Below are 19,644 nucleotides of genomic sequence, written 5' to 3' on the forward strand. Positions count from 1 at the left end.
TCCACTCCTCCTGTTGCCTCGCCTTAGCTGTATGAATAAAAGCCCCGACCGCTCTTACGGCCCAGCCAACCCGCCTTCACATATTTTCTGAGCAACGGGCAGGGGCGGTATTTGCTGTCGCCAAACCCTTCATAAAGCGTTTCCATGATGTACAAGCAGGTGTCCAAGCCGATGAAATCGGCCAACGTCAACGGCCCCATGGGATGATTCATGCCCAATTTCATCACTTCATCGATCGCTTCTGGCGTAGCCACGCCTTCATAGACGGCGAAAATCGCTTCATTGATCATGGGCATCAAGATACGGTTGGACACAAAGCCAGGATAATCATTCACTTCCACAGGCGTCTTGCCCATCCGTTCCGCTGCCGCCATTACCGCTTGGAATGTCTCCTCACTTGTAGCCAATCCGCGAATCACTTCTACCAGCTTCATCACCGGCACGGGGTTCATAAAGTGCATACCGATCACTTGCTCCGGGCGACGGGTGGCCGCGGCAATCTCTGTGATAGGCAGGGACGAGGTATTGCTGGCCAAAATCGTATGACTCGGACAGTACTCATCCAAGCGCGTGAAAATCTCGGCTTTCACCTCCATTTTTTCCACCACGGCCTCAATGACCAAGTCGGCATCCTTACCTGCCACAGCCAGATCCGTGGTGGGCGTGATCCGTCCCAAAATGGCTTCCCGCTCCTCCGCCGACAGTTTGCCCTTCTCCACACTGCGCGACAACAAGCTGCCGATCCGCTCCAAACCGGCTTGCACACGTTCTTCTGTCGTATCAAGCAAAACCACTTGATATCCGGCTTGCGCAGCCACTTGGGCGATACCGCCGCCCATCTGGCCAGCGCCGATCACACTTACACGTTGCAATTCCATCTCCACTCGCTCCTTTCTATCCATCCACTCTTACCAAAATGGCATCCCCTTGCGCAGCCCCACTGCAAATAGCCGCTACACCCAAGCCGCCACCGCGACGCTTTAATTCATGGATCAACGTCAATAGAATACGGGCTCCGCTCGCTCCCACCGGATGACCCAAAGCAACCGCGCCACCATTCACATTTACCTTCTCCTCGCTGACTCCCAACAACTTCATGTTGGCCAAAGCGACGGCCGCAAACGCCTCATTGATCTCGTACAAATCGATCTGATCCGCGGTCAAGCCGTGTTTTTTGAGCAATTTTTTCACAGCGTAAGCAGGGGTGATGGGGAAATCTTTGGCTTCCATGGCAACAGCGGCATGCCCCACGATTGTGGCCAGTGGTGGGACTCCGAGCTCAGCGGCCCGTTTGGATGAAGCGACGACAAGTGCGGCCGCCCCATCATTCACTCCCGGCGCGTTTCCGGCAGTGATGGTTCCGTTGGTGTCGTACACCGGCTTCAGTTTGGACAGTTTCTCCAAGCTGGTATCAGGCCTGATCGATTCATCCTGATCCACCACCACTTCTTGCCGTTTCGCCTTTACTGTCACCGGCACGATCTCTTCCGCAAACCATCCTGCTTCGACAGCAGCTTGCGCTTTTTGGTGGCTCCGCAGTGCCCAAGCGTCTTGTTCTTCGCGAGACACCTCTTGTTCCTTCGCCGTCCGACTTCCATGCACGATCATGTGCACACCGTGAAAAGCGCACCATAGCCCATCATGGATCATCAAATCCGTTAACTCCCCATGACCCATGCGCTCACCGAACCGCGCGCCCTTCAGCATGTATGGAGCTTGGCTCATGCTCTCCATCCCACCGGCGACGATCACATCTGCGTCCCCCGCCCGGATGATTTGGTCGCCGAGTGTGACACTACGCAAGCCGGAAGCACAGACTTTGTTGATCGTCTCCGTACCCACTTCCCAAGACAAACCCGCATGGCGCGCCGCTTGCCGGGAAGGGATCTGTCCTGCTCCCCCTTGCAAAACCATACCCATGATTACTTCTTCCACCGCTTCATCAGGAATCCCCGCCTTCGTCAACGCACCTCTGATGGCAACGCCACCCAACTCCGCCGCAGTCACTCCTTGCAATGCTCCGCCAAACTTGCCAAACGGCGTACGCGCCCCTCCTAAAATCACGGTTTCTGCCATGATCGGCACCCCCCAAAGGTTGATTTTCATTCTATCGAGCGTTCGTTCGGCACTTCGGCACAATGAAAACGCCTTCATTTTCAGATTACCTCAACCATTCTGTTTTAACAATAGTTAATCGAATTCTTCTATTCAAATAACATATTTAATTCTGTTTCGATGCATAGTTGCGCGCTCTTTTCCACTGTGGTTTTGCACATAAAAAAGGCTGTCGCTTTAATTCCGACAGCCTTTTCTAAAGCGTGTCTCACTCAGACATGCTTTTGTTATTTCTTAGTGAACCCCGTCCGCCACCTCAGCTTCTGAATCAAACTCCAGCGACAAGGCCAAGATTTCGACCACATCCATTGTTTTCACTTGGTCTTCCACTTCTTTGGCCTTGGTACCATCCGACAGCATGGTGAGACAGTAAGGACAAGCACTGCCGATCACCGTCGGATTTACTTGCAACGCTTGTTCCGTACGCGCAACGTTCACCCGCACCCCTTCTGTTTCTTCCATCCACATCATCCCGCCACCGGCGCCACAACACATGCCGTTTTCGCGATTGCGTTCCATCTCGACCACTTCCACGCCTGGAATCTGGCTCAGGATGTAGCGGGGCGCGCTGAATACACCGTTGTAACGGCCCAAATAACAGGAATCATGGTAGGTGATCCGCTCTTTCACCTCTTTGGTCGGCTTGATGCGCCCTTCTTTGATTAAATCAGCCAACACTTCCGTGTGATGATACACTTCCGCCGTCAAGCCCAAATCAGGATACTCATTTTTAAATGTGTTGTAAGCATGAGGGTCGATGGTAATGATCTTCTTCACTTGATGCTTTTCAAACAAAGCGATGTTATCAGCGGCCAATTGTTGGAACAAGAACTCGTTGCCCATCCGTCTGGCCGTGTCCCCGGAGTTTTTCTCTTTGTTGCCCAAAATCGCAAACTTGACGCCTGCGTGATGCAATACCTTCACTAACGCCCGGCTGATTTTCTGGCTGCGGTTGTCAAACGATCCCATCGAACCGACGAAGAAGAGATATTCAAATTCTTTTTCTTCTTTGACCGTGGGCACTTTCACTTCTGCGTCTGCCGTCCATTTGTCGCGATCCTTGCGGTTGATACCCCAGGGGTTACCTTGGCGCTCGATATTGGAGAACGTCCGGGAAGCTTCGGCGTTCATCTTCCCTTCCGTCATCACCAAGTAGCGACGCATATCGATAATTTTGTCTACGTGTTCATTCATCACCGGGCAGGCATCCTCACAGTTGCGGCAGGTGGTACAAGCCCACAGCTCCTTTTCTGTGATGACATCGCCGATCAAGCTTACCGGATACTCACCCTGACCTGCCAACCGCAACGAAGCTTGGTTTGCCTCGGCGAAGGCGAAGTTGGGCACCCACGGCGTTTTGGAAGTGATTGCCGCCCCTTTCATGGTCAAGTGGTCACGCATCTTAACCATCAAATCCATCGGAGACAACATCTTCCCTGTTCCTGCTGCGGGGCAGACATTGGTACAGCGCCCGCATTCTACGCAGGCATACAAATCAATCAATTGCTTCTGATTGAAATCTTCAATCTTTCCTACGCCGTACTCTTCAACCGTTTCATCTTCAAAATCGACCAAAGACAACTTCGCTGGTGGTTGTTGCCGCTTGAGGAAGACGTTGAGCGGAGCGACCAGCAAATGAAAGTGTTTTGACTGGGGAACATAAACCAAAAAGGAAAACAAAACCAAAGCATGAATCCACCAGAATACATAAAACAGCACTTGGCCGGCGTCTGCACTCATCCAACCGAGAAATGGGCTAGCTAGCACGGAAGAAATCGGCGTATCCCATGACGAACCATGCCCTAACCAAACTTTCTCAAAGGCCGCCGACAAGAGGATGGAAGCCATCAAGCTCGTCAGGAAAATAATGACCAAGCCGGATTTCAACCCGCGCTTCAATCGCGGCAATTTCTCAATGTAACGACGGTAGTAAGCGTATAGCGTCGCCAGCAGTACGAGGAAGGTAGTGATTTCCTGGATCAAGGTAAACACCGGATAAGCGGGCAGTGGAAGATGTTTGCCAGGCACCAATCCTTTGATGAAGAGATCAATCGCCCCAAATTGGATCACAATGAATCCATAAAACATCACCACGTGCATGATGCCGCTTTTGGTATCTTTCAACAACTTCTTCTGTCCAAAGACATTGATCCACACTTCGTCGAGCGCTTTTTTGACATCCAAGGAAAAGTCAGCGGGCTTCCCCAAGCGGACGTACATATACCGCCGATAAACCACACTGCCGAAAAGATAAAAAGCATAACCCGCAACGGCAATAAACAAAACCAGATTGACCACTTCAAACAGCGACATTGTCCTCTCCCCTTCCACATCATCTTTATGAATGATTGAATTCGCTTTCATACTATTTCGCTAACATTCTAACATAAAATGAGTGGTTGTTCATTCATTTGTCATTGTATTTTTTATATAGAGAAAATATTTCCTTACGGGAATTTTGGTTCGATTGTTGTGATATGAGTATAGCTTGCTTGTCAAATATGTGACAATGCCTGAAAGATAGGTTTTTCACTTTTTGCTCACTTTTTATCCACTTTCTATTCACTCTTTTTCCTGTTTTCTCCCTTTGCAAGCTTCTTACGCCCAAGTGATAAGCCAATGATTCCAAGTCCTCACCTTGATTTGTGAACAAATTGAAAACAAAGGTGTCTTTCACTGCATTCTTCTTGTTCATATTTTGGACAAAAAGGACGATGTATGTCGTTCACAAATTATTTTACGCGCAAACCCTCCTATTTCTCTTATAATATGACTATAGTCAGGACGACAGTCCTGATCTCCCGCCCCATTGCTGACAATAGTCATGACTATGGTGCACAACACTTCTCAGATTGAAGACGACAGTCCGTACAAGAGTACACAAGAAATATATTTTAAAGACAATTGTCCTGACTGTCGTCAACACAACCCAGAAAGGTGGCCCAGAAAATGTTAGTGGCGGTAGATGCTGGACGCGCATATGTGAAAACCATTGTGGGAACCCGTAGGTTCACATTTCCTTCCAAAGTGTCAAAAGCAAGGCAGCGTAACTTTATCCAGACACTAGAGGATGATATGGAGATCCGATATCAAGGAAAGGATTATTTTATTGGACAATTGGCTGAACGGGAGGGTTCGTTCACGCGTCAGATGATGACGGAAAGCAAAGTGAACATAGAGACCGTTCTGTTGATTTTGACAGCATTGTTCCAAGCAGGAGCACTAGGAGACGTCAAGCTGGTTACCGGTGTGCCGATCAATATGTACAGAGATGACGAACGGGCAAGGTTGCGAGCCAAGCTAGAGGGAGAGCATGAAGTGATCCTGAATGGTACATATCGCAAGATCAACATTAAAAAAGCAGCGATTACGATTGAGGGGGGAGCGGCCTATTGGATTCACCGCCGGATGGGGACGGTGCGGATCGTAGACCCCGGAGCCCGCACGACCAATTACGCAACATTTAAAGACGGGATTTTCATCGACCGGGAAAGCGGAACGATCCCCAAAGGTTGGGACAATGTGCGGGAAGCCGATCCGGAAGAGATGGCGGCCATGCTGGTGGGCCATCTGGGAGGCATGTGGGAGCCGACCGACGTGGTCGAATTGATCGGCGGCAAAGCACAAGATCTGCTGGAACCCTTCAAACGCGTGGGCTTCATCTATTCCACCACATTTGAAGATCCGCAGTTTGCCAATGCGATAGGGTACTACGCGTTAGGAAAGGAGACCCTTGGTGAATGAGCGGATACAAGAAGCGGGAACGGCGGCAAGTCTCGTTTAACACCGAAGATGCGGTGGAACTGGAGTTGTTGAGATTTATTGACCGCAAGGACATCAACTTTTCGGGGTTGGTGAAGAATCTGCTATTCGCCTACTGCATGGGACAGCTGAAAGCAGATGAACTCTCCGCTTCTCCGTTGTTGCAGGCTGGCGGAAGCAACAACCCCCTTCCTACTCCAAAAGCGGAACGTTCCTCTTCCTTTCAACAAATCAAGGCGAGCGGCATGCCCTTTGATTTTTGATACCAACTTCAGGAGTGAAATGCAGTGAATAAACCGTATTCCTTTAGCGTGCCTTATGATGTAGCGGAGAAATTAACCCCCAAGGAACGCTTTGTGTACTATGAATTGTGCCGCTTAGCCGCGACCGAACCGACAAAAGACACCACATTTGGCGTCACCTTGGAACCGGGAAGCCTCATCACTTCCCATTACCGCTTATCAAAAATATTGGATTACGCTTATTCTCAGACAGCGATTATCATCGAACACCTGGCCTACAAAGATCTGGTTGAAATTACTCCCATTGCGCGAGGCGGCTTCCAGTCTTATTATCTCATCCGCGTTAAAAGCATGGACCAAGGGACGAAGGTGCGGCCAGAAGATCGACTTTTTCCATTCTGATCCAAACATCGCAAAACGGTTTTCTCCACTGAACATGGAGAAAACCGTTTTTTATCACCGACGGGTGTCCTTGCGCGCCCGCTCCCTCCGCGCAATCTCCTGCACAAAGTAGGAAGCCACATGCGGCGCCAAAGTTCCTGGCCCAAATCCAGCATCAAATCCCAACTCTAACGCCAATTCATGATGAATACGCGGGCCGCCACAGATCAAAACAAACCGCTCCCGCAATCCTTCCGCTTCCAGCAATTCCACCAGTTGTGTCAAGTTGGTCACATGCACCCCTTTTTGGGTGACCACTTGTGAGACCAGCAACACATCCGCCTGCAATTCCAACGCTTTGCTGATCAATTCCTCATTCTCTACCTGGCTCCCTAAATTGTATGCCTCGATTTCAGGATACCGTTCCAAGCCATACTCCCCGTTGTACCCTTTCATGTTCATGATCGCATCGATGCCCACGGTATGAGCGTCGGTGCCTGTGCAAGCGCCGATCACCACCAGCTTGCGCCCGATTTGCTCGCGGATAAACTGGTTGATCTCATAAAAGTCCATCACTTTACTTGTCACTTTGGGCACTTGAATCCGGCTGTAATCAACATCCACCCTACATTTGCCGTAAACAATGAAAAAGGTGTACCCTTCACCCAAGTCTTTCATGTGATACACTTGCGGTTCATCGATTGCCATCTTGGTGACCAATTGCCGCGCCGCCTCCCGGGCTTCTTCTCCCGCCGGAACGGGCAGCGTGAAACTGAGTTGAATCACCCCGTCATTCATGGTGTCCCCATAAGGTTTAACTCTGGTAAAGTCCACACTCATTCCCGTTTCCCTCCCGCTCCGGCAATCCCAATCTTCTGCGGAGTTCCTCCTCCAACGGATTGTAATAATCAACTTCTTTTTCCACCACGCCGCGCAAACCCTTGCCGCCAACCCGCGACCTTTTCACATCGGCAAACACGCCCTCCTCCAAAGCCGCGAACAACCCGCTTTCGCACACTTGCTGAAGCAAGTCCCCTGCCCGCTTCAGCACCTCAGACGCCCGCTGTTCGATCCGTCCCCCTGGACGGAACAACAGCTCTTCACCCAGATGGCGTCCATTGTTGAAAATGTATTGCGCGCTCTCCAAAGCCAATTGGCGGTCATGCATGTGCGGAGTGTGCATCGCTTCCGTCATCATCCCCAATAATTGAATCCCCTGCCCCGTCAGGATGCTTACCAGATTAAACAAAGCATCCTGTACATGCCCTTTAAAAATGTTACCGGTCATATGCTTGGTTGGCGGCATGTATTTAAGCGGGGCGTCAGGGAAGAGCTCGCGCGCCAATTGTGCTTGGGCGATCTCCAGCAGCAATCCATCCTCCAAGTCGGGGTTCATCTCAAATGCATGCCCCAATCCCATCTGTTCAGGCGGCAGTCCGGACAAGAGAGCTAGCTGTTCATTAATGAATTGAGAGGCTGTCACTGTATGGGCCGCTTCAACTGCGTCTGCCGTGGTCAAATAATTGTCTTCCCCGGTATTGATGATAATCCCGGCATAGCTGTTGATCATACGGGAAAACGCTTGGTCGATCAGGGTGCGTTGCATGTTGATGTCACGGAAAAGAATGCCGTACAGCGCATCATTTAGCATCACATCCAGCCGTTCAAGCGCTCCCATCGCCGCAATCTCCGGCATGCACAACCCCGAACAATAGTTGCACAGCCGAATATACCGTCCCACTTCCTCACCTACTTCATCCAGTGCCCGCCGCATGATCCGGAAATTCTCCTGTGTAGCAAACGTTCCCCCAAATCCCTCACGGGTTGCCCCGTACGGCACATAATCCAACAAGCTTTGCCCTGTGCTCCGGATCACGGCGATAATATCGGCCCCTTGCCGCGCCGCTGTTTTCGCCTGCACTACATCTTCATAAATGTCTCCGGTAGCGACGATCACATAGAGATAAGGCTGCCGCCCTTCGCCGATGCGCTCAATCCACTCTTCCCGTTCCCGCCGCCGCGCTTGGATCAAGTCCAGTGCCTCACGGGCCAATCGCTCTCCTTCACGCTGAATCTCCTCACGTGGAAGAGGGGGCACTTGCAACAAATGGAGTTCCCCCCGCGCCACTTTCTCCGCCACTTCCTGCGCAGAGAGACGATGTGCCAACATCGCCTGAATCACCCAAAACGCCGCCCCGGAAGCGATCTTCCCTTCAGTCAGCAGCTGTTCGACGATCACATTGGGGAGCGGCACACCCTCATGGTCAATGCCGTCAATCCCCAACAACCGCAGCACAGTCCGCTCCACCGCCACTGTTGTGCGGGTGGAGATATATTGGTCCACATCTGCTGCAATCACTCGCGCCGCTTCCCGGGCCCGATCGATATCAGCCTGATTCAGCCGCAGTTTTCCCTTCATCTTCCCCACTCCCCAATCGTCGTTCCGCATCCGCCACAATCTCTTCCGGCAACCCCAAGAGCAGGGCTAAGTGGAGGGCGTCGGTACCAAGCTCTTCCTCCCGTTGCACCGGAATCAGTCGATAATCCATATGGCGGTGCAACCGCTCCCGCCACGTTCCTTCACTCCCTAGCCATTCCCGCTCTAAATCCATCCATGACAAGCCGGCCACTCGGTAACGGCGGATGCCGGGCAACTGATTCACCTCATGATAATGCGTCACATGCACGGCCCAATCATTCCCATCGCTTAACCGGCTGGTAATCGCTTGCGCCAAGGCCGCCCCTTCCCGTGGATTGGTTCCTCTGCCGATCTCATCCAACAAAAGCAAGCCCTCTCCCGGTTGGCTCAACCATTCTGTCAAACGCACCACTTCCGCCCCAAAGCGGCTTAAGCCTTGCTTTGTAGACTGCCCGTCACCCAGCGTGCTGGCAATCCAATGCATCAAGGGCAACCGGCAAGCGGTGGCAGGCACAAACAATCCATAATGAGCCAAGACAGCAATCAGCCCCACCGTTTTTAAGGCGACGGTCTTGCCACCCATGTTAGGCCCAGTGATTACTGTGACACCACGGCCCACTTCCAGATCAATCGGCGTCACGCTTCTCCCTTCCGCCGCCATGTCTTGCGCGATGCCTGGATGGATGGCTCCCTCAAGGATGAACCGGTCTCCATCCCACACTGGCCGCACACCGGCCCACTTCTTTCCTGCATGATAGCGGGACCATTGCAAATCGAAGTGTGTCACCTGCTGCATCCAGTATCGCAAACGGGAATACACGCGCCTGAATTCTTCGGTCAACCGGACGCATACCGCCTGTTCCCGCTCTTCCACTTGCTCTTGCAACCTCGCCATCTCTTGACCAACAACTTCTGGCAAACGAAATGTGACATCATATGCCGTTTCTGCCTCGCACACGACCCGCCGGTCCCGGCGCAACGCTTCTTCCAAAGGCGTGTGGCGCGGAATCGTCCAAGTTCCCAAGCGGTTCCGGCGGATCCCATACGTATCCTCGATCTCCCGCTTGCATTGTTCCACGCGCTCCCGCTCCTTGATTTCCATGCGGCGCCATTGTTGCCGCAAGCGGCGCAAATCATCATCATACGCATCATCAATCCAAAAAGCGGCTGTCCGATTGGTACCCGGATTAAGTCGCGCCAAGCACTGTTCCACAAGCGGAACATCTTCTTCCGGCATCAGGGAAACGACGGAACACCGATGCTCCTGTATAAGGTGATGCAGTTGGCCCAATTGCCACAAAAATTGTTTCATGTGGAACCAATCAGTCAGCCCCAACACCTCATCCGCACCCAATTTGTCCAATTGGTTTTCGATGTCCGGCATCTTCTCCAAACAACGCGAAACAAGTGCTTGGCAACGGGGATGGGTCGCCAGCCATTTGTTGATTTCATCCTGTTCACGAAGCACTTGTTCCCACTCGTGCTCTTCACCCGGACGAAAAGGGCGCGCCCGCCGTTTGGCCCGCTTGCCCATCGGCGTGAGAGGTTGCCACAAGTTCCAACAATACGCTACATCCAACTCCGACCATGTCGTTTCATCGCAATAGATCACGATCCCCTCCTTCCTCCAAGGGATCACGCCATACATCAAAAACCGGCACTGGCTTACACAGCTCGGCCACACGCGCCTTCAGTTCTTGCGGCGGGAACACATGGCCTTCTGGCGACACAGGATTGACCGCCACTCCGCGCAACACCGCTGACCGCACCGTTTCAATGGACCCGCCCCGCTCAAAATAACGCCGCAAAAGAACGGGATCAGTAAAGATACGGGTCCAATCAGATACAATCAATCGCGGGTGGCATCCTTGCTGCATCATGTGGCGCAACATGCGATCTGTCAATGCACCCGACAACGCCACCGCCTCCGCCTCCAGGACTTCGGTGGTCAGGGCTTCCTGCTCCATCAAGGTCGATGCCGCACAAGATTGCCATTTACCTTCCCGCTTGCGATACACCCCACGGTGAACCAACAAGGGAGTAAGCGCCTCACGGTCGGATTCTGGACAGACGGGTAATGAAAAGAGGCGCAACCACTCTGCTGTCTTAGACACCAATGCGCTCATCGACGTGCCCAGGCTGGCACCCACCACCAAAATCACGGAGTCGGTAACCCAAGGGCTAGCCGCCATGCGCCGGTCATAAGCGCCGTCCACCACAATCCTTCGTGCTCCGGCTCGTTGCAAGCCTTCGATCACCCGATGCGCCTCTTCCCGCGTATGGACGCCAGCCAGCTTCACTTGGGTTGGCCGCGTTGTTTGCGCGATCCACACCTCTCCCAACGTGGTCGTAATCCCGGTTCCTTCCCAAACCGCAAAATGACCGGGATTTTGATCAATGATCGCACCCGTCGTCGCCACCCAGACTCCTTCAGGAACATACAGTTGCGGCTTCGGCCTTCCGCTCCACGCATCCCGTTCCTCCCCGTCAATGCCGATGCTGCACACCCCCAGGGGGCCACACAGGGACCACTGTTCCATAAAAGCGCTTAGAACCGTGGTTTTCCCTGCGTTTTTCGCCACACCGACAATTGCGGTTTTCTCACATGTTTTCTCTTTCACCCGCCACCACAACCCTCTTGCTCATCTTTTTCCCAGTGCTTCCCCCTGTTTCCGCCGTAGCTCGCGGGTCAATTGTTTGGGCTCCAAATTGATCCGCTGGTCACTCAACAGCGCAGCTACACCCAATTGATCCCCGGCCTGCCGGCAATACTCACAATTCTCTGAGTCGTGCGGATGGTAATGCTCCGGCTCCGGATAACTGGTGATAACCCCTTCAAAGTTGCGCAACACCGTTTTAGATGGTGTCTGTGCGATGATGTAGTTGGGACTGAGCGGGATTTTGCCGCCGCCTCCTGGTGCGTCCACCACAAACGTAGGAATGGCGTATCCTGAAGTGTGGCCGCGCAAATACTCGATGATCTCCAACCCTTTGGACACGGGAGTCCGGAAATGGCCAATCCCTTCCGAAAGGTCACATTGATAGATATAATAAGGCCTTACGCGCGTTTTAACCAATTCATGCATCAGTTTTTTCATCACATGGGGGCAATCATTGATTCCGGCCAGAATGACAGATTGATTCCCGACCGGCACACCCGCATCAGCCAACATCTCACATGCCCGGCGCGCTTCTGGCGTCAACTCTTTGGGGTGGTTGAAATGCGTGTTAAGCCAGACCGGATGGTATTTCTTCAAAATGGCACACAATTCTTTCGTTATGCGTTGCGGAAACACAACGGGTGCCCTTGTGCCGATCCGGATGATTTCCACATGGGGGATTTCCCGCAGGTTTTTCAGCAGATATTCCAAGATCCGGTCATTGACCAACAAACCGTCCCCTCCGGAGAGTAGCACATCGCGGACAGTCGGCGTATTGCGGATGTATTCGATGCAAGCGTCCATCTGCTTTTTGGGGACACCCATCCCGATTTGGCCCGAAAAGCGGCGGCGTGTACAATAACGGCAATACATGGAGCATTGGTTGGTGATCAAAAAGAGAACGCGGTCAGGGTAGCGATGGGTCAGCCCTTTCACCGGGGAATCCGTGTCTTCCAACAACGGATCGGCCATGTCGTACGATGTGCGATACAACTCGGAAGAAATGGGCACCGATTGCATCCGGATCGGATCTTTGGGGTCGTCTGGATCCATGAGCAAGGCGTAATAGGGAGTGATATTGAGCGGAATCGTCTCTTTAGAGATGTCCACTCCTTTGATTTCTTCCGGCGTCAGATTAATCACTTTGCTCAGGTCATCATAATTGCGAATCGTGTGAGTCAATTGCCATAGCCAATCGTTCCACTGTTCTTCCGTCACATCTTTCCACAGTTCAATCTCGCGCCAATCACGCATCTGCTTCCATCCCCTTTCATTTATCCGTTCTCTCTCGCGTCACACACACCATCTGACAAGCGATCACCCTATCTGCGAAGAAAATCGTTGGCAAAACCAATCATAAAGCGCCGGACATTCCCTTAGGCTCTCCAACGCCAAGGCGGCATGTCCCGGAACATATCCATTGCCGATCATCATCTGTACGTCTTTTCCCACTCCTTCGGCTCCTAAGGCCGCCGTCGTGAACTGGACGGCCATGCTGAAAAACACCACCACGCCACCTTCTTGCGTCGCCAAGATCGCCGGCAACTCCGAGCGAGGCACATTGACGCAATTGATGGTCACATCAGCCAAGCGGCCCCGGGTAAGCGTGGATACCGTCTCCAGCACTTGCAAGGGGTCAGTCGCATCCAAACATACGACATGGTGAGCCAATCCCATCGCTTCGATGCGGCGGCACGCTTCAGGGTTTGCTTCCAAAGCAATCACACATCCCTGTTGCCCCGCTTTTTTCCAAGCTTGGTACAAAGACAACAAGCCTGACTTTCCGCCCGCTCCCATGATGACCACTGTATCGGTCGGTTGAACCAAACGAGCAGTTTGCGCCGGTGCGCCACATACATCAAGCGCGGCCAAAGCGACCGGCTCAGGCATGTCGGACGGCAACACGGCATATGGCGCGCTGGCGAACAACACCGCTTTGCCAGTCACTTTCAATTGCCCTGTTTCCAGTGATAGCTCTCTCACATCTTCCAACCATAACGGAGTCAGCGTCAAAGAAACCAACGAGGCGATTTTGGCGCCCGGGGCAAGCGTATGGTCAGGAAACGCCGAACCCACTTCCGCCACCGTACCGATCAACATTCCACCTGAACCGGTGACGGGGTTGTGCATCTTTCCCCGCTCTTTCACGATCTCAACAATGCGCCGTTTAATCCGTTCTGGATCGCCCTCTGCCTCGGTTTTCAACTGTTGAAATGAAGCCGAATCGATATTTAACCGCTCTACGTCAATCAGCAGTTCATTCTCCCAAATCTCAGGTGTGGCATCCAACTTCCAAGCCGGTTGGGGCAACACACCCGCCGGTTCCACTACCCGGTGCAAACCATAGTGGTGACCCTCTTTTCGCAAACCTTCTCCCCCTTCCGCCGGTTTCCATTCTCATATCATGCAATTTTCATGCCATTGAAGCAGAGCCCATATTTCCACGTTTCTTTCCACCTCCCCATAAAAAAACTGCCCAAATATGGGCAGTCAGCTTGTAACACAAGCAAAAACGGGCAACTCATCCAGGGCGTATCTGGCAAATCAAGAGGTAGATGCAACGGGAAAACCTTTTCCAAATAGCGCCTCGTCACACATGAAGCAAATGGAAAACGGTTTTAAAGCCGCTGGTCTATGCACCAGACACATCTGGTTCGTGCCCGTTATAAAAAAAAGTTAGCCGCGTTTTAGCTTTTTCAATTTGTACTGTAGCGTCTGGCGTGGAATGCCCAGCCGTTTGGCCGCTTGCAACACATTGCCGCCAGCTTCCTCCAATGCCTCACGAATCAGCCGTGCCTCCACGTCCCACAACATTTCGCGCAGGCAACCTCCACTCCCTTTCATCCGAATCACTTGGGTCGGTTCAATCGCCTGGAAATGGCGAGGGAGATGAACAAGCTGCAACTCCTCTTCCAATGCCAGGTTTAAAGCTCCTTCCACTGTATGCTCCAACTCCCGCACATTGCCTGGCCAATCATATCGAACAAACGCTTCCATCACTTCATCAGCGATGCGATTTACTGGTGAATGCCACTGCCCTTTTAGCTTTCTGAAGAAATAGTGGGTTAAGCAAGTGATATCTTCCGGCCGTTCGCGCAAGGGAGGGAGATGAATCCCTACCACATGAATTCGGTAATAAAGATCCTGGCGCAACCGCCCTTCCTTAATGCTTAACAAAGGGTCCTCGTTGGTGGCCACGATCACCCGAACATCAAACGAACGTAACTCGGTTCCGCCCACGCGCCGCACTTGCCCATCCTCCAACACCCGCAACAATTTGGCCTGCAAATCAATCGGCATCGCATGGATTTCATCCAAAAAGAGGGTTCCTCCATCTGCCAGCTCTACCAAGCCAGGACGGTCTTCCGCTCCGGTAAAAGCACCACGCGCCGTACCAAACAGGATGCCCTCCAACAGAGAAGCGGGAATAGCGGCGCAATTCTGAACGATAAATGGCTGATCGCGCCGCGGCGAATCACGGTGAATCGCTTGCACAAACAACTCCTTACCCGTACCCGTCTCCCCGATTACCAAGACAGGAGAATGCGTACGGGCGGCCCGTCGGGCTCGCTCAATCTCTCTGAGCATCAACGGGTTCTGAGTCACAATGTCATCAAAAGAGTAAAAACGTTTCACCTCCTGCTCGCGTGCCCCCCGCGGATGCCGTATGCGCTCCTGCAAATGAAGCACTTGATCCGACAATTCCTTCATGCGGGTCAGATCTTTGGATATCTCTGCCGCCCCGACCACTTTCCCTTTGGATCTAAGCGGAATCGTACGATTGATGGTTGTCACCCGCTTACCTTTGCGGTTCATGAACGTTTGCTCCCTCTCTTCCAGCGCTTGCCCCGTTTTCAGCACACTCAACAAGGTGCTACTCTTATGGGTCAAGGATGGAAACGCTTCCAACACATGCATGCCGATTACTTCATCCGCAGGCATGCCATCCAGTTGCGATGCGACTTTATTGTAGTAAATGGTGTTGCCCTCCACATTGACGATATGGACCCCTTCGTCCAAACATTCAAGAAATTCAACGATCATGTCCTGCTTTATCCCGGGGGTAATCATCAAATGAGACAACTCTCCTTTCCTCCGCTTCCGATCCGACTGCCGAAAAATGGTCACTGGTTGACAAAAATTCATCATATCCATTCTAACGAAGGACTCTGTTATTTGTCCAGAATCACCCCAATTCCATAAAAAAAGAAAAGATGCCTTAATCCTTGGCATCTTTTCGCACAAATTCGGGGAGTTCGCCTTTTAATTCTAACACTGCTTCCGCCGAGCCGATGCGCTTTTGCTTGCCTTTTACCCGCTTGGATTGGTACATTTCGATTTTGACAATTCCATTGATCGTCGTCTGCAACCAAGCCGCGGGAAAACGCACAGGAAAACGAACATCGGACCATTTTTCGTTTGGCGTTTTCTTGAACCGGACATACACGCCCGGGTCCACTAAGCGGGAATTGGTTTGGTCAACCACAAAAATATCATAATGAAACTCGCTGTCTAATTCATTATTCACTTTTAATGAAACAATATAATTGCCGTCTTTCCCAGTTACTTTTACATCACGGAAATATTCGCTTTGCTTACGAGACTCTTTGGGTATTTCTTTCCACCATTTATAATTCCTTTTGGTGTTGTCAGGCAATGCACCACTACTCTGTTTTTGGTTTTCCGCCTGTTGCTGTTTGGCCGGATCGGGAAGAGGTGCGGAATTCCCTTCCAAGTTGCCCAATTGAAACCCGATGAACACCAATGACACTGCCGCCAAGCCAGCAACCGCCCACCAACGTTTACCCCAATTGCGCGTGGCTGTCCTTCGCGGCTTGATGTCATACGTTTCCACATAGGCATCCACTTGCCGGATCGATGCCAATACCTCCTCCAGCGCCTCTTTCATCTGTCGCGCCGATTGATAGCGCTGTTCGGGGTCTTTGGCCAACGCTCTGTGAATCACCTCCGCCAATTGTTCTGGAATCTCGCTGTTAAGCGATTTGAGATCAGGCACAGGATCATGGATATGCTTCAATGCGATGGAGACGGAATTCCCGCCATTAAACGGCACTCGTCCCGTCAGCATTTCATACAAAACCACACCGAGCGAATATAAGTCGGAAGCGGCGCTCACTTTGGTACCGGACGCCTGTTCCGGAGAAAAATAATGAACCGATCCCATCACATACCCCGTCTGCGTGATCGCTGACACCCGGGGAAAGTAAGAGATACCAAAGTCGGTCACTTTATACTGGTTGCCCGGCGCCACCAAAATATTATGGGGCTTGATGTCGCGGTGAATGATTCCCTTTAGGTGGGCATGGTGAATTCCTTCACAAATCTGGATAGCGATTTCAATCGTTTCCTCTGCCCCAAATCGGCCTTTTTTCTTAATCATATCCATCAAGGTGGGGCCTTTGACATACTCCATAACCATAAAATATATCGAATCCTCACGCCCTACATCATACACATTGACGATATTGGCGTGTGACATGCTTGCCGCTGCTTTTGCCTCACGAATAAATCGGCGAACTGCATCTTGATCATGGCTGAAAGATTGGTTCATCACCTTGATCGCCACGTACCGGTCCAACAGCGAGTCTCTCCCTTTGTAGACGACAGCCATGCCGCCGCCACCGATGCGCTCAAGAACCTGGTACCTTCCAGCCAGCACTGTTCCTTCCATCGGACATTCTCCTTGTGTTCATTACGTTCATGTTTTCAGCGTAACCACTGTCCGGTTTGCTGTTTAATTAATTGCTTTTTCCTTTGGTTTCCCATCTACTAACAATCTTTCCTGCACTTCTATTATCAATCTAGAATCCCCTAATGGATGTTACATTTTTTTGAAAATGATAGAGAGGGAAAAAGGTGTCTGTCATCATCATATCAGTTTTTGCTCAAAAAAAATCCCCCATCACTCCCGGATGGAAATGATGAGGGTTGGATGAGTTGCTCACATCCGTTCCGGTGCCGACACGCCAATCAGGGATAACCCGTTTCGCAAGACTTGGCGCACACCCGCAAACAGGGCCAGCCGCGCCTGAGACAATTCTGCATCATCGGTGATCACGCGATGTTCGTTGTAATAGCTGTGGAATAAAGTCGCCAAATCATACAAATACCGCACAACCCGGTGTGGCGCCAACTGTTGGGCGCTGACAGCTACTTCTTCTGCAAACTCGCCCAGCTTCTGAATCAGATCCAATTCCTGCTCCAAGGTGAGACGCGCCAACACGTTCGCATCCCAGGAAGGCTCCATCCCCTTCTCCTCGGCCAAGCGGAATACGCTGGCGATCCGGGCCGACGCATATTGCACATAATACACGGGATTGGCATTGGACTGGGACACGGCCAAATCCATATCAAAATCAAGGTGCGCATCTGGGCTTCTCATCACAAAAAAGTAACGAGCTGCATCCACGCCTACTTCGTCCATCAATTCTTCCATGGTCACCGCTTTACCCGTACGCTTCGACATCTTAACCAGTTCGCCGCCTTGATAAAGCTTCACCATCTGGGTGATAACCACTTCCAACTGATCTGCATCATGCCCCAAGGAGTTGAGCGCCGCTTTCATCCGCGGTATATAGCCATGGTGATCGGCTCCCCAGATGTTGATCAATCGGTCATGGCCGCGCTTTAACTTGTCACGGTGATAGGCAATGTCCGGTGTGAGGTAAGTGAATGACCCATCTTGTTTAATCAAGACACGGTCTTTATCATCGCCAAATGCTGTCGAGCGGAGCCACAACGCCCCATCTGCCTCATAGGTATACCCTTTTTCTTTCAGTTCAGCAATCGTTTGCTCAATCGCGTCCGCTTCGTACAAGGACAGTTCGCTGAACCAAACATCAAATTTAACCCGGTATTTCTCCAAGTCGGCTTTGATCTTGGCCAACAGCTTTTGCTTGCCCACTTCTTTTACATAAGCCAAACGCTCTTCCCGCTCCATCTGCAAGAGTCGGTCCCCTTCCTCCTGAGCCAACTCTTTCGCGATGTCAATAATCTCCTGACCGCGGTAACCGTCTTCAGGGAAAGCCACATCTTGGCCCAACGCCTCCAAAACCCGCGCTTCCAACGAAAGGGCCAGCATATTCATCTGGTTACCGGCATCATTGATGTAATATTCTCTGGTTACGTCGTAACCGGCGGCTTCCAAGATGTTGCTGAGGGCGTCACCCACTGCGGAACCACGGGCATGTCCCAAATGCAGATGGCCGGTCGGGTTGGCGCTGCAAAACTCCACATTTACCTTCTCTCCCCGACCGGTGTTGGAATGGCCGTAAGCCGTCCCTTTTTCCTTAATTTCTTCCAACACGCGCACCAAGAAGGATCGGTCCATAAAAAAGTTGATAAAGCCGGGGCCAGCTATTTGCACATCGCGGATGTTGCCGGCACCGCGATCAAGCTCGTCCACGACTTGTGCCGCGATCTGGCGCGGGTTTCTGCGGGCGATGCGGGTTAATTGCATCGCGATGTTAGTTGCGAAGTCTCCGTGCGCTTTTTCCTTTGGCACTTCCAACAGAATCTCCGGCACGCTCTCTTCCGCTACCAGCCCGGTGCGGATGACTGCTTGCCTGATCTCTCGTTTCAATGTTTCCTTCATCTGTTCAAGCGGATTCATTTCACTCGTCCTCCATCCACTTCAAACTCAATTGGTATTTGCCCAACTCTTGCGTGCCCATCGTCAATTCGAATGAAAACGCAATCTCTCCCCCCGTCTCCACGCGACCGCGTCGGTAGGACAGGGTTTTCACTTCCATTTCGGTCTTGCCTGCCGGGGTGTGTACGATGCTCTCCACTTTTTTGCCCGGCCAATATGTTTGTCTGTATGATACAGGCCCTTGCCGTGAAATGGTGACATGGTCTTGATGAGATCGGACAGAGGTGAACACTTCTTCGACGGTTCCCTCATATTCTTTGTACTTCAGTGTCCATTCTCCATTCGCCTTGGCCTCAAACTTGCCGACCAAGTCTTGTTCAATCACTTCCGGCTCTTGTCCCGCTTCTTGCTGTATGACCGATTGGATGTGGATTTTCACTGGGATCAAAGCGC

General features: G+C 51.9%; 16 protein-coding genes. 3 read left to right on the forward strand and 13 right to left on the reverse strand.

Annotated elements, in window-relative coordinates; genetic code table 11:
- Nucleotides 1-23: 23 nt before the first annotated feature.
- The 3 genes from EDC32_RS09735 to EDC32_RS09745 all read right to left on the reverse strand — a co-directional run bounded on the left by EDC32_RS09735 (nucleotide 24) and on the right by EDC32_RS09745 (nucleotide 4,428).
- Nucleotides 24-878, reverse strand: a complete 855-nt coding sequence (locus EDC32_RS09735) for a 3-hydroxybutyryl-CoA dehydrogenase (RefSeq protein WP_132221775.1) — start codon at nucleotides 876-878, stop codon at nucleotides 24-26.
- Between the two features lie 16 nt (nucleotides 879-894).
- Nucleotides 895-2,076, reverse strand: coding sequence for an acetyl-CoA C-acetyltransferase (locus tag EDC32_RS09740; RefSeq protein WP_132221777.1), 1,182 nt, complete (start codon nucleotides 2,074-2,076; stop codon nucleotides 895-897).
- 273 nt (nucleotides 2,077-2,349) lie between these two features.
- On the reverse strand, nucleotides 2,350-4,428 hold the full coding sequence (locus tag EDC32_RS09745; RefSeq protein ID WP_132221779.1) for a (Fe-S)-binding protein: 2,079 nt from the start codon (nucleotides 4,426-4,428) through the stop codon (nucleotides 2,350-2,352).
- A gap of 636 nt (nucleotides 4,429-5,064) precedes the next feature.
- Here EDC32_RS09745 and EDC32_RS09750 point away from each other — a divergent pair.
- From EDC32_RS09750 to EDC32_RS09760, 3 genes are read left to right on the forward strand one after another with little or no spacing between them, the layout of a single operon-like run.
- Complete coding sequence (locus EDC32_RS09750) at nucleotides 5,065-5,859, forward strand: ParM/StbA family protein (RefSeq protein WP_102993676.1); 795 nt, start codon at nucleotides 5,065-5,067, stop codon at nucleotides 5,857-5,859.
- Nucleotides 5,856-6,140: a hypothetical protein gene (locus EDC32_RS09755; protein ID WP_102993677.1), complete on the forward strand. Its 285-nt coding sequence runs from the start codon at nucleotides 5,856-5,858 to the stop codon at nucleotides 6,138-6,140. Before EDC32_RS09750 ends, EDC32_RS09755 begins: the two co-directional genes overlap by 4 nt.
- 24 nt (nucleotides 6,141-6,164) lie before the next feature.
- Nucleotides 6,165-6,521, forward strand: coding sequence for a hypothetical protein (locus EDC32_RS09760; protein ID WP_132221781.1), 357 nt, complete (start codon nucleotides 6,165-6,167; stop codon nucleotides 6,519-6,521).
- Between the two features lie 54 nt (nucleotides 6,522-6,575).
- On the opposite strand, the gene kamE is transcribed toward EDC32_RS09760, so the two are convergent.
- The 10 genes from kamE to EDC32_RS09810 all read right to left on the reverse strand — a co-directional run bounded on the left by kamE (nucleotide 6,576) and on the right by EDC32_RS09810 (nucleotide 19,630).
- The gene (gene kamE / locus EDC32_RS09765) at nucleotides 6,576-7,340 is read right to left on the reverse strand and encodes a lysine 5,6-aminomutase subunit beta (protein WP_132221783.1); all 765 of its coding nucleotides are present in this window, start codon (nucleotides 7,338-7,340) and stop codon (nucleotides 6,576-6,578) included.
- Nucleotides 7,315-8,919: a lysine 5,6-aminomutase subunit alpha gene (gene kamD / locus EDC32_RS09770; RefSeq protein ID WP_132221785.1), complete on the reverse strand. Its 1,605-nt coding sequence runs from the start codon at nucleotides 8,917-8,919 to the stop codon at nucleotides 7,315-7,317. The genes kamE and kamD overlap by 26 nt, the downstream gene beginning before the upstream one ends.
- Entirely contained in the window at nucleotides 8,888-10,531 is a 1,644-nt protein-coding gene (kamC, locus tag EDC32_RS09775; protein WP_158283321.1) for a lysine 5,6-aminomutase reactivase ATPase KamC, read from the reverse strand. The genes kamD and kamC overlap by 32 nt, the downstream gene beginning before the upstream one ends.
- Complete coding sequence (gene kamB, locus EDC32_RS09780; RefSeq protein ID WP_132221789.1) at nucleotides 10,515-11,540, reverse strand: lysine 5,6-aminomutase reactivase subunit KamB; 1,026 nt, start codon at nucleotides 11,538-11,540, stop codon at nucleotides 10,515-10,517. The genes kamC and kamB overlap by 17 nt, the downstream gene beginning before the upstream one ends.
- 21 nt (nucleotides 11,541-11,561) lie before the next feature.
- Entirely contained in the window at nucleotides 11,562-12,833 is a 1,272-nt protein-coding gene (gene kamA, locus EDC32_RS09785; RefSeq protein ID WP_132221791.1) for a lysine 2,3-aminomutase, read from the reverse strand.
- Between the two features lie 63 nt (nucleotides 12,834-12,896).
- The gene (kdd, locus tag EDC32_RS09790; protein WP_132221793.1) at nucleotides 12,897-13,946 is read right to left on the reverse strand and encodes an L-erythro-3,5-diaminohexanoate dehydrogenase; all 1,050 of its coding nucleotides are present in this window, start codon (nucleotides 13,944-13,946) and stop codon (nucleotides 12,897-12,899) included.
- 309 nt (nucleotides 13,947-14,255) lie between these two features.
- Nucleotides 14,256-15,662, reverse strand: coding sequence for a sigma-54 interaction domain-containing protein (locus EDC32_RS09795; RefSeq protein WP_342774500.1), 1,407 nt, complete (start codon nucleotides 15,660-15,662; stop codon nucleotides 14,256-14,258).
- A gap of 136 nt (nucleotides 15,663-15,798) precedes the next feature.
- On the reverse strand, nucleotides 15,799-17,271 hold the full coding sequence (locus EDC32_RS09800) for a protein kinase domain-containing protein (RefSeq protein ID WP_132221795.1): 1,473 nt from the start codon (nucleotides 17,269-17,271) through the stop codon (nucleotides 15,799-15,801).
- Between the two features lie 270 nt (nucleotides 17,272-17,541).
- Entirely contained in the window at nucleotides 17,542-19,212 is a 1,671-nt protein-coding gene (gene argS / locus EDC32_RS09805) for an arginine--tRNA ligase (protein ID WP_132221797.1), read from the reverse strand.
- A gap of 1 nt (nucleotide 19,213) precedes the next feature.
- Entirely contained in the window at nucleotides 19,214-19,630 is a 417-nt protein-coding gene (locus tag EDC32_RS09810) for a YwiB family protein (protein WP_246026921.1), read from the reverse strand.
- Nucleotides 19,631-19,644 lie beyond the last annotated feature (14 nt).

Source organism: Laceyella sacchari (assembly GCF_004343255.1).
GTDB lineage: Bacteria > Bacillota > Bacilli > Thermoactinomycetales > Thermoactinomycetaceae > Laceyella > Laceyella sacchari.